Source organism: Paenibacillus radicis (ex Xue et al. 2023), from assembly GCF_024722015.1.
Taxonomy (GTDB): Bacteria; Bacillota; Bacilli; order Paenibacillales; family NBRC-103111; genus Paenibacillus_S.
On record NZ_JANQBD010000007.1, the window covers coordinates 275,815 to 288,260 of the forward strand.

A 12,446-nucleotide genomic window follows, 5' to 3' on the forward strand; every position below is an offset into this window, starting at 1 on the left:
GCTAAGTTTCAGGAGGAGTCGGTATACGTATTGTGAAGGTGGTCCCTTTTTCCAAGACAGAATCAACCTCTATCGAACCCTTCATAAGCTCTAACAGCTGCTTGGTTATGGTCAGCCCCAAACCGCTGCGTTCACGATGTGTGTGCCGCGAGTCATCCTCCGTATAAAATCGTTCCCAAATATAAGGCAGCTTGGATGGATCGATTCCTGAGCCCGTATCTGATACTTTGACAACCAGGCTATCTTGTTCATAATAAGATTGAATGGTAATCTTGCCGCCTGATTCGGAATGCCGTATTGCATTATCTAATAAGTTAAATAACACTTGCTTAAGTCGCTCAGGGTCTCCATATGCTTTTAAAATCTCATCCTCAGGTTCAACAATTTCAACGTCCAGCTCTTTTTTCTCTATTCTGGGGGCTAGGCTCTCGCTCACTGTATGAACCAAGGAGGACCAACGAATTGCTTTCATTTCCATATTCACTCGTCCCGTCTCAATAGCTGATAAGTCGAGCATTGTGTTTAGTAAAGAAGTCAGCCTGAACAGCTCCGCATAAATGATTTGATGATAGCGATGATGCTGTTCCTCCGGTATGACCCCTTCCATCAATCCTTGAGCAAATCCGCGAACAGAAGTTAGAGGGGTGCGCAGCTCATGAGAGACATTGGCAATCAATTCTTTACGCATTCGATCGAGCTGTTCCAACTGCTCCGCCATTTGATTAAACGTATCAGCAAGCTGACTGACTTCATCGCGGCTTTCCACAGGAACCCTTACTGTAAAATCACCATTACCGAGCCTCTTGGCCGCCCGATTCATACGAAGTAACGGGCCTGTCATCCGTTTGGACAGCACAAAAACAAGCAGGGAAAATGGAATTGCAATCAAGTAAGCTGTAAAGATGATCAATCGGGTAACCTTGCCCATCTGAATTTCCTGTACGGGTGTATGCAGGAATAACGCTCCGATTACTTTATCCTTCTCTATGACAGGCATCCCCACGGAAAGAAGCACCGTATCATCAGAATAGGTAAAGGGGCCTATCTGAGTAACCCGGCCGCCTTTTAAAACCTGGCTTAGAAGAGCTGGGTCCTTAATTTCACTTTGCTTTAGCAGCCGCTTTTCCAGCCTTTTTTTATTCACACCGGCGCTTTCGTCAATTAGCAACAAATTCGTCCGAATGTTGAGCGTTCTCTTTAATCTAGAATCCGCATTGTTATATATCGTTTTCTGATTTGAGGGGTCGGCACTTAATCCTTCCAGCAGAAGCTCATTAAGCTGTTCCCCTTCCCGGAAGAGCAAGGCTTCCTTTTGTTTAACAAGGAAATCCTGAAGCGCAAAATTGAGTACAAGGGCAATCAATGTAAAACCAACCAAAAGTACACAAAGCAGGGATAGAAGCTGTTTGCGAAACACTGAAGTAAGCATTTACTGTACCTCGGTTCGCAGCTTGTAGCCTGCGCCTCTTACAGTCTCAATTGACCAAGTGGACTTCTCTTTCTCTTGGGAAAGCTTTTCACGGAGTCGTTTGATAGTTACATCCACGACGCGGTCATCTCCAAAATAATCCTCTCCCCACACCAAATCCAGAAGCTGCTGTCTTTCGAGCACTTGATTGGGATGCTGAGCGAAGCTGACAAGCAGCTTGTACTCCTTGGGAGTCAGCTCAACAATATCGTTATCCAAATACACGCTACGAGAGGCTGTCTCAATCGTCAGATTGTCAACTCTAATCGATGCTGGCAGCTTTAATTGCCTCAAGGAGGAATAGGATCGGCGAAGCAGTGAAACCGTTCTGGCAATAAGCTCATTGGGATCAAATGGCTTAACCATATAATCATCAGCGCCAATACCAAAGCCTCTTATTTTATCTTCGCTTTCCCCCTTGGCTGTTAGCATCAGGATAGGCAGGTCGCTTGTCTCTCTGATCTTCGTACAGATCGCCCATCCATCCTTATCGGGCATCATAATATCCAATACTATGAGATGAATGGTGTGCCTGCGAACCAGCTCCAGAGCCTCCGATCCTGTCGCCGCACATAAAACATGAAATCCTTTACTCTTAAGGTACATGTTAATTAGCTCGGTTATGTAAGTATCATCATCGGCAATCAGAATGGTGTAATCACTATTGTGAAATGGCTTGTCCATAATAGAAGACTCCTCCATTTATTATTTATTAAAAAAAAGACAAGCCCCATGTACATGATTTCAATGGGAATTGCCTTAACTTACATCACTCGTTTAAACATTTTCTCCAGCTCATAGGTGGAAAAGCTAATAATGATAGGGCGCCCGTGCGGACATGTATAGGGGTTGCGGCAAGCCGCCAGCCTATCCAGCAGTCCCTCGATTTCCAATGTGCTTAGGCTTTGATTAGCTTTTATGGAGGCTTTGCAGGAACACATTATTGCAGCCTTCTCGCGCAGCTTGCTTAGGTCAATCCCTTTGCGCTCCGACAACAGCCACTCGCTCATTTCCTCTACAAGCGCTTTTTCATCACCCTCTGGAAACCAATGCGGGTAAGCTCGAACCAGAAAAGCATTGCCGCCGAACGGTTCAATATAGACACCGGCTTGCTCAAGCATAGGAAGCTTTTCCTTCAAACGTTCCGCTTCTGTTGAAGTAAACTCAAGTGTAATCGGTACTAGCAGTTCTTGGCTAGCTTCGGCTGGTCTGCCAAATTTCTCGAAATAGTATTCATAATTAATTCTTTCATGAGCCGCATGCTGATCAATCAAGAACAAGCCTTCCTCGTTTTGAGCAACGATATAAGTACCATGCATTTGTCCAATTGAAGATAGTCTCGGGAACGATGGCATCGCAGGTGCTTCTTGCTCGCTTCCAACAGCCAACGCACGAAGAAGTGCTTGACTGGACGCCCCTTGATCCGTTGATTTTCTTTCCTGATCCGCATGTGATCGCGAGGAGGGCTCTTTGCCTCCCCCAGCTTGATTCATGGTTGAATATACGGACTGTTGACCGTTTGACTGGGTTTTAACTCGATCCCCACCTTGAGCGGCTTGGTTGAGACGGCTGACTGCTCTGCTATAGTCGCTTTCAACATTGCTCCCGGTACTGACTCGGTCACTATTGCCTCCAATAGTGCTGCTTCCAACTTGGCTGCTATTGCCAGCATTATGGCCATTTCCATAGACGGATGGAGTTCCCGCGCCAGTTCCAGCAGACGGTGGCAATCCGGGAGATGTGGTAGCTGCAAGCCCCCGCTGCTCAGGACGGTACAACTCCATTTGCTCCTGAATAATGCCATGAAGCTTCGGTTTATTAGATGCGCCAGGCGTCGGAATTAGCACTTGCTGGTTTAGTACACGACGTACCTGCTGTTCCACAAATTGAATCAGTTCCTGTTCCTTGCTAAATCTTACCTCCAACTTCGCCGGGTGCACATTAACATCCACCAAAGCCGGGTCCATTTCAATATGAAGCACGGCTACAGGAAACCGGTTGATTGGAAGAAGTGTGTGATAACCTTGCAGAAGCGCATGAATTACCGTGTAATTTCGAATATAACGTCCATTGATAACAGTTGATATCCCATTCCGGTTAGCCCGAGTCGTTTCCGGCTTGCCAATGAAACCACGGATCGAATAATCCAGATGCTCCCCTTCAATCGGCAGCATCGTTTTGGCGACAGCCGTGCCATATACCGCAGCTATTACCTGCAGCATATCCCCATTGCCCAGTGTTTGAATCAATGAGCTTCCATTATGTTTCAATGTAAAAGCTATCTCTGGATGAGCCAATGTCAATCGGTATATGAAATCAGAAATATGTCCGAGCTCTGTTTGCACGGTTTTCATATATTTCAATCGCGCTGGAGTATTATAGAACAGCTCACGAACTTGAATATCCGTTCCTCTGGGTGCTGCTGCTTCCTCCAATGCTTTTACAGTGCCGCCTTCAATGACAAAGCGGTAACCTAAGCCGCTCTGCTCAGTGGAAGTCAGGCAGGTTACTTTGGAGACCGCAGCTATACTTGGCAGCGCCTCGCCGCGAAATCCCAAAGTTCGGATGGAAAACAAATCCTGACTGCTAGCAATTTTACTTGTTGCATGCCTATAAAAGGCAACCTCACAGTCTTCGCGTTCCATCCCGCTGCCGTTATCACTGACACGGATCAGCTCAAGGCCACCCTCCTCTATTGAAACGTCAATTCGAGTGCTTCCAGCGTCAATTGCGTTTTCAACGAGCTCTTTCACAACGGAGGAAGGTCGTTCCACAACTTCCCCCGCCGCTATTTGATTGGCGATATGCTCATCTAATACTTTTATTTTCCCCATAAGCCGCTCCTTATTTGGACGTGGTTACTGTAAATTGCTCTCCATTATCAGACCATTCCAGCTGAGGAAAGCTTTCTGCTACCTTACCGATATTTACATAGCTAGTACCATGATCAAGCTTAAGATCGCTTGTTGCAATCTGATAAGTACCCTTTGTACCGCCCACAGTAAGCTCAACCGCCTGTGAATCACCATTCCATGTGATAGTACCGCCTAGTATAGTGCTAAGGAGACGTGAAGGAACATAAACAGCACCATTTTCACGTACAATACCTAAACTGTCTTGGACAGGAACTCCGTTTACCGTTACCCCTTTTTTATTGTGGCTGACCGTGAATTTGCTGATTCCCGCTTCATGCAGAGCCGTTAGCAGCTGCGGAACCTCGCCATCTATTTCAATATCAGGATTCAAGCCTACTTTATTGACCTTGCGTAGCTTAGGTGTCAAATATTCCTCGATTGTAATTTTTAATGCTCCACCAGTGGAGAGCGGGAATAAGGTCTGAACGCTGCCTTTGCCGAATGTTTTCATTCCAATAACCTTAGCTACCGCATTGTAATCCTGCAAGGCCCCTGTTAACACTTCAGAAGCGCTCGCACTGTATTCATTTACCAAAATGTATAAAGGAAAAGGCTGGGTCGTTCCATTTGAAAATTTTACCGGATCATCAACATTATCTTTATCCTTGGTATGAATCAAAATGCCTTCCTTAACAAACAGCTTCGCCATATTGAGAGCCGTATCAACCAAACCGCCCCCATTGTCGCGCAGGTCAAGGATCAAGCTGTTAATGCCCTGCTTCTTCAGATCAGCAAGCTGGGAAGTCATAAGCTCGTCCGCATCACTTGAGAAGCTTGTAACACGGATATAGCCAACACCAGAATCAAATTTCTTGTTGATAACCACAGGCAGTTGGATCGTTTGACGGGTCATATCCAATACTATGCTTTGCTCTCCGCGTTTCACCGTTACAGATACCTTCGTGCCTTCAGGACCCATAATTTTTTTGGTAACATCATCGATTTTAAAGCCTGCAACCGATTCTCCGTTCACCTCAGTAATCAAATCGTTTTCCTGCATACCCGCTTTTTTGGCAGGACCATCAAACACCTCGAAAATGTAGACGCCTTCCGTTTCCTGACTGACTCGAACACCTACTCCAACGTAATTATTCTGAATGGCGCCCTCGAATTTTTTGAGCTCATCCGCTGTAAAATACACGGTATAAGGATCATTTAGCGATGTGACCATTGATTTAATAGCGGTATCAGATAATTGCTGAGTGTTAGGACTGCTGACATGATTTTTTTGGATCAAGTCAAATGCTTCTTTAATTCTAGCCAAATCCGTGCTGGTCTGGTCTGCTGCCAATGATGCGGAAGCCGCAGGAAATAAAAGCGTTAGTGTAAGTACTACAGATGCAGTTCGTCTCCAAATAGCACGATAGCCGTTCGTTGTCATAGTAGAGTCATCCTCTCATTATATAAGGCTAATTTGTATAAAGGTTGTATATTCATTTCGGTATAAGCGTCCTCTTTAAGTGAGAGTTCAAAAAGTCAACTTTTCAGCACCGAGGAGGTTGCAAGAACCTGAAGAAGGAGGAGCGGAGTTTAGGCAAAACCTAAATGAGCACCGGACTTCGAAGGTGAATGCAAGATTCGATGTCGAATAGCCTCCTGAAATGCTTCGTGATCAAAAGGGGACTTTTTGAACTACCCTCTTTAAGATAGCTGCTTCTTTAAATCAAATAAAAAGTTCATAGCCATCATTGGGGTCATATTCATTAAATCCGCACCCTTCAGCTGATCCAGCAACTGCTCGGTACGAGAATCTGACTTTTTCTTTGTTCGCTCTGACGGGGTCTCTGTCTCTTGGAATAAACTCAATTGAACTGCCGGGCCTTCCTTCACCTGCTGAGACTGTACAGTACCCCCAACTTCAGGTTGATTCGCAATTGGAGACGGAACCAGAGTGTCCGCAGCTGAAGTACGGCTGGGGGCAGCTTGATCTTGTCCCATCAACAGCTCGGCACGTGCTTCGAAAGTATTCAGCAGCTCATAGGAACGATCAATGATTCCGGCCGGAAGTCCGGCGATTTGAGCGCAATATATACCATAACTGGTACTGGCAGCGCCGGGAATCAGCTTCCTCAGAAAGGTCACCTGCCGGCCGCTTTCTTTGACAGCCATGCAGTAGTTGCGTAAGGACTGAAGTGTTTCCTCCAAATGGGCCAATTCATGAAAGTGAGTTGAGACCAGCGTTTTGCAGCCAATCTTGTCATGCAAATATTCAATCACAGCCTGAGCAATCGCCATGCCTTCACCGGTAGAAGTTCCGCGGCCCAGCTCATCTATGATAACCAAGCTCCTGGATGTTGCCTTCTCAGTCATTACTTGAATATCCATCATTTCTACCATAAAGGTGCTCTGACCGCCGATCAGATCATCAGCAGCTCCGATCCGTGTAAAGATTCGGTCAATAATGGGCACCTGAGCTGACTTTGCCGGAACGAAGCAGCCGATTTGCGCCATTAAGCAAATGATAGCCACCTGCCGCATGTAGGTGCTCTTCCCGGCCATATTAGGTCCGGTAATTAGCAGCATACTGCCTTCCTGCTGGTTAAGAGCCGTTTCATTTGCAATAAAAACACCGTCCTGCATTACGGCCTCAACAACAGGATGACGCCCTTCTTCTATACGAAGCTCGAAGAACTCCCCAACCTGGGGCCGTGTATAACGGTTGGCCGCACTGACAGCAGCCAGCGACTGATACACGTCAACGGAAGCAATCTGCTCCGCGAGCTGCTGCAGCCTCAATATATGTGCGGACAGCTTATCCCGCAGCTGCATGAACAGCTCGTACTCGAGGTCGACCATTTTCTCCTGAGCCTCGAGAATTAAGCCTTCCTTCTCTTTGAGCTCCGGTGTAATAAAACGTTCCGCATTCGCAAGCGTCTGTTTGCGCTCGTAACGTCCTTCCTCCAGTGAAGCTATGTTCGCTTTGGTAACTTCTATATAGTAGCCGAACACTTTGTTATAGCCTATCTTCAACGACTTGACGCCGGTCCGCTCCCGCTCTTGCTTCTCAAGCTCGGCGATCCACTGCTTGCCGTTCGTGTTAGCCTCGCGCAGCTGATCCAGATAGGCGTGGTAACCCGCCTTGATCATACCGCCGTCACGAATCGAGACGGGCGGCTCTTCGGTGATGGCGTCCTCGATCCACGCCATCACATCATGGCACGGGTCCATCCGTGCCGTCAGTGTCGCAAGCGTCGCAGAGCCCGACGCAGCACATATCTGCTTCAGCTGGGGCACCTGCTGAAGCGAGCTCTTGAGCGCGACCAGGTCGCGAGCGTTGGCGTTGCCGTAGGCAATCCGCGCCACGAGCCGCTCCAGGTCGTAAACTTCCTTGAGCGACTGCTTCAGCTCGTCGCGGACAATCAGCTGGTGGTACAGCCTGTCCACCGCTTCAAGCCTCTCTTCGATAGCCGCTGCGTTCATAAGCGGCTTCTCGATCCAGCGGCGCAGCAGCCTGCCGCCCATTGCTGTGACGGTTTTGTCCATAAGCCACAGCAATGTCCCCTTCTTCGTCCGATCGCGAACCGTTTCAACCAACTCGAGATTACGGCGAGTAAAAGGGTCCATAATCATATATTGATTCTGCTCATATACGCGAATATTTTTGATATGGCCTAAAGACCGCTTCTGCGTCTCAATCAGATAAGCCATCAACAACTTGACGCAGGATGCGCCCCCAATGGGCAGACCTGACAGCTCCGCTTCAGCAAAATAATCGCCAAGTTCAAAAGCGGATCTGCCACCTTCATGCTCGCGCGGCGTCATTACCGTAGTTCCTGCCCAAGCGGGTGAAAACTCTCTAAGCCGTTTTAAGAGATCAGGCGACGCTAACAGCTCCGAAGGATGATACACATTCATCTCATCGGCAACAAGCGTAAGCGTACCTTCCAAACGCGTAACGAACAGCTCGCCTGTCGAGATATCGCAAGCTGCAAAGCCGTAGCTTCCATCCTCTGCTTCAGTTACGGAAACCATGTAATTATTGGTCTCTCCAAGAGATCGGGCATCCATCACAGTTCCAGGAGTGACTATGCGGATGATTTCCCGCCTAACGATCCCTTTGACCGATGACGGGTCCTCGACCTGCTCGCAGATCGCGACCTTGAACCCTTTTTCTATTAATCTGGCAATATAGTTATCCGCCGAATGATAGGGAATGCCGCACATAGGAATGCGCTCCTCGGCTCCCCCTCCCCGTCCGGTCAGCGTAATTTCCAATTCGCGTGATGCTTGTATGGCATCCTCAAAAAACATTTCATAAAAATCGCCCAATCGGAAAAACAAAAATGCATCGGGCACCTCCGCCTTGATGGCTAGGTATTGCTCGATCATCGGCGTGTAATTGGCCATTCTTTTACCCAACCTCCAGCTACTTGACTATATTCATGCTTCTTTCTTCCTTGTCATTCCCAGACCAGATGTACTTGTATGTAGAGCCTGGAAAGTTTACGTACCGCTTTTTTGAAAATGGGATACCTCTGCAAAATATATAAATAATATCCCATTTTCAACTACGGCTGTAGCCGCCTTACAAGCTCGCAATGCTCAAAGTTACTCTAAATCCCAAACTACTATATCTGCCAGCCTAGTACAGACTATTATATCATGAATTAATAGACGATTCTTCTTTTATGCGAAAAGGGCCAATTTTCCACCCACGGCGTATATCTCCTTGTTCATTCCAGCCTTCTTGACGCAATAACATCGACTTGAGTGGCGTCAAATACTTCTCATATTTACGATAGGATGGGAGCCGTGTCAAGTCCCCCCACAGCCCAGGAATAAGGGGACGGATACTGGATTTATCCCCCTCGTAATAAGCCTTCTGCATTGAGAGCTCATTTAAGGGGCGAGCCTGAAGCAGTGAATAGTGGTCCGCAATTAATTTTGACATGGCGAATACCCCTTTGGCAACCGTTGGGGAAATCAGCCAGCTAGGCAGCACGCGGTATTCGAATCCCCCGTACCTCTTGCGGCGAAAATCACCCAAAAAGCCGTATTTGGGCTTTCTGTTGCCTGTCGTTGCATCCTCAAGCAAGATGAGCGGCAGCGCCAAATAATTATCCATCACGCGCAGCAATTCGCTATTCAGCCAAGTGCCGCTGAAATGGAGATGACCGCCCAGAGGAAAACCCTTGACAGGCATACCACCAGCGAGCCATTGCAGTGATTCGTCTTGAATTTGACGAGTTGCTATCTGCATCGTACGACGCAGGTTAATGATCAATTGGCCCACGTCACTGTTTGGTTCAGGCCTAAGCTCCGCCAAAGGATATACCTTGCGAAAGCCTGGCAGCACGATGGCATCACAACCCACTGGGCCTTCTTTCTCCAAAAATCGTGATGCAAAGGTGACTTTGCCCTGAGCATTGCGAAGCAGAAATTCGGGGTCAGCCCCGATCATGATCTCACGTTTATCCGTTTGGGCATTCACAACCTCCTGGGCAAATCTGTGCATGGCGGCGGCAAACAGCTCAGCAAGCCTCTGAGTCAGCTTAGGAATCGCCTGCAGCTCAAGGACGGCCAGCTCTCCTCCCGGGCGTACACCAATACGTACAACGCCATAATCGAGCCCAAGAGCATAAACCGCCTTCACTGCTTCACGCTTAGCTCTAACGGCATGATAGGGAGGTGTTTCATTCAGCAATTCTGTAAATTCGCTCTCCTCCTGTTTTTGAAGAGGGTGAGGAGCTCCATAGAATACACCATATGACTTTTGAAACAGCCCCAATGCATGTAAATGAAAAACAGGAACAAGGTACTCATATGTATAGCGGCGCTTATTTGTCTCCAGATCAAAAAGGATCCCGTGCACTTCGAGCAGCTCCGCCATTTTGCGAGCAGTAGACGAACGCAGCAGACTCTTGACGGGCTGAAGCGAACGCTGCCCAGGCCTCTCCGTATGAAAGCAGCCCCAATGGATAACATGCGTGGATTCACCATGCGTTGGCAGCCTTGTTCCATGGGGAAATTCCAGCTGATCCAATAATAAATCGAGGGTCGGCTCATTTGAGTGAAGCAGCCATACGCTCATTATTTCACCTCCCAAGGGCTTTTGCACATGCAAAGCTTACTTCTTAAGCACCTGCTGCGGGCTTTGCTGAAGCCTGATTCGTAAGCATCCTGTCCGGGCTTCCTATACCCTCACAAGCTCGCATCTTGTGTTCTGCTTCAGCAAAGCCCTCTACATCCGCTTGACCTCCGGGCCTCAGCCCAGCCCATTTTTACAATAACCCCCTGTTGAAACAAAAAAGAGGGCTCACGCCCTCTGCCGAAATGAACATTGTGTCATATACTGTAAGTAGATATTAGTTCAAATCGTCATCCAAAAGATCCGGATCAAGATCTTCGAAGTCACCGTCATCGGAGCTGCCAAAGTCCACTTGCTTGTCGTCGAAATCATCGCTTCCGTTCGGGTTCACCACAACCCAAATTTTTGTTTCAGCGATCATTTCAACCTTGAACTCGCGCTCTACACGGATGATCACACTGTCGCCGCGGGAAGATATGCTCGCTTCCACGCAGTTCGGTTCTTGGGTAGCGACAGCTGTAACTTCAGCCGTTGACGGTCTATGCTTCTTATCGAGATAAGAAAGCCCAACCCCTTCAACGTAAGATACCGTTTCTTTCGCAACATCCGTTTTGGTATTTCTATCATAAGAATACCAAATATTGATGTCGTAAGTACCTACTACCTCCACGCCATCGCCTGCTTTAACCGCATCGTACTGGTTGTTGATAATCCAAGCACCCAATATACTCGTCGGAGCATGAGGCGGAGTGACCGTGTTCGTTACTTGTGAAAACTTGCGCCCTTTGCCACAGACAGCTTTAGTATAGATCTCTCTGTAGTGCAAATCTTTATCTAATGACATCCTTTCAACCTCCTCCATACAATCATTCATTACAATTGTATGCAGGACATTCGTCTAGGGTGACAAAAATTTTCTGCTCTTTTTGGTATTTTATTCAGAATCGGCATAGGCTGCCGGTTCTCTTTGCTTTTTCTCTCTTTTCGCAACCGCCAAATAGGATTTCAGCTCCACCATAAGCTGAAGCAACGCGGAGCGTACTTCAAATTCCTCACGGCTTGCTGGCAGGGGCATCTCCTGGAATTTCCGCTCTAACAGCTCCAGCTTTTTTTCCGAGCGCCCTGTATAATGCTCCACTTTAACATCCTCGCTTATCTCATCAAAAACCGATGCTAGCAGCTCACCATGCGGCAATGTCTGGTATACTTGGGCTACGTATTGTACCATTCGATCGACAGAATCCATCTGTTGCTTTCTCATGTAGAAATAAACCGCCCACACTGTGTCATCATGAAATAATGCATTTTCCTTGGAGCGTTTGACCGCATTCATGGCTTGCTGCAAAATATCGTTGGACTCCAATAGTTCACTGCCGCTCCAAACGTATCGATTATCTCTCAGATGATTAGAAATTTCTTTGAAAATATGTGAAAAACATGTTTCAAGCCTCTCCCGCAAATCCAAAAGCTGCCGGTCCTCTTTTGGCATATATATAATATTGATTAAGGTAGCCGTACCTAGTCCAACTAGCAGCAATGCCACCTCATTAAGGATCACATCACTGCTAATTTGCCCGCCTATGAAGACATGAAACATAACTACAGAACCGGTCACTACCCCCTCTTTTAATTGGAACCGAGCCAGTATTGGAAATAAGATAAGAATATAGATTCCGATCACCCATATATGAAAACCCAGCAGCCAAAATAAGTACGCTGCTATTAACAGGCCGAGAAAGGATGCAACAATCCGCTGAAGCGATGTCCGCACCCCTTTGCGTTTTGTAACATCCACTCCCAATATAGCCAAAAGCCCCGTCGAATAGGGTGAATGCAGTCCAAGACTTTGCGCCAAATATATGGCCAAAACTACAGCAACCGCTGTTTTAATAATCCGTATTCCCATGAGTGATCTCCAACTTGAGCATTTTATTCCTATCTTAAATCCTGCCTCAATGCTTGTCCATTTTATTCATAAAAAAAAGAGCCGGCATCCTCCGCCCACAACAGGGCACACCAGCTTAGATGCTTTCCA

8 protein-coding genes are annotated in these 12,446 nt (G+C 47.3%); all 8 read right to left on the reverse strand.

The genetic code is table 11. From position 1 onward, the window contains the following. Nucleotide 1: 1 nt before the first annotated feature. The 8 genes from NV381_RS11970 to NV381_RS12005 all read right to left on the reverse strand — a co-directional run bounded on the left by NV381_RS11970 (nt 2) and on the right by NV381_RS12005 (nt 12,317). The gene (locus tag NV381_RS11970; RefSeq protein WP_258213511.1) at nt 2-1,429 is read right to left on the reverse strand and encodes a sensor histidine kinase; all 1,428 of its coding nucleotides are present in this window, start codon (nt 1,427-1,429) and stop codon (nt 2-4) included. Further along, nucleotides 1,430-2,152, reverse strand: coding sequence for a response regulator transcription factor (locus tag NV381_RS11975; protein ID WP_258213512.1), 723 nt, complete (start codon nt 2,150-2,152; stop codon nt 1,430-1,432). 80 nt (nt 2,153-2,232) lie between these two features. Continuing rightward, nucleotides 2,233-4,302, reverse strand: coding sequence for a DNA mismatch repair endonuclease MutL (mutL, locus tag NV381_RS11980; RefSeq protein ID WP_258213513.1), 2,070 nt, complete (start codon nt 4,300-4,302; stop codon nt 2,233-2,235). A gap of 10 nt (nt 4,303-4,312) precedes the next feature. Continuing rightward, on the reverse strand, nt 4,313-5,764 hold the full coding sequence (locus tag NV381_RS11985; protein ID WP_258213514.1) for a S41 family peptidase: 1,452 nt from the start codon (nt 5,762-5,764) through the stop codon (nt 4,313-4,315). Nucleotides 5,765-6,024: 260 nt separating this feature from the next. Beyond that, nucleotides 6,025-8,730 carry a DNA mismatch repair protein MutS gene (gene mutS / locus NV381_RS11990; protein WP_258213515.1) on the reverse strand — a complete coding sequence of 902 codons (2,706 nt, stop codon included), beginning with the start codon at nt 8,728-8,730 and terminating at the stop codon, nt 6,025-6,027. A 253-nt stretch (nt 8,731-8,983) separates the two neighbouring features. Continuing rightward, entirely contained in the window at nt 8,984-10,414 is a 1,431-nt protein-coding gene (locus tag NV381_RS11995) for a putative amidoligase domain-containing protein (protein WP_258213516.1), read from the reverse strand. A 274-nt stretch (nt 10,415-10,688) separates the two neighbouring features. Further along, the gene (locus NV381_RS12000; protein ID WP_258213517.1) at nt 10,689-11,255 is read right to left on the reverse strand and encodes an outer spore coat protein CotE; all 567 of its coding nucleotides are present in this window, start codon (nt 11,253-11,255) and stop codon (nt 10,689-10,691) included. 90 nt (nt 11,256-11,345) lie between these two features. After that, a complete protein-coding gene (locus NV381_RS12005; RefSeq protein ID WP_258213518.1) occupies nt 11,346-12,317 on the reverse strand; it encodes an aromatic acid exporter family protein in 972 nt (323 codons plus the stop codon). Nucleotides 12,318-12,446: the final 129 nt, after the last annotated feature.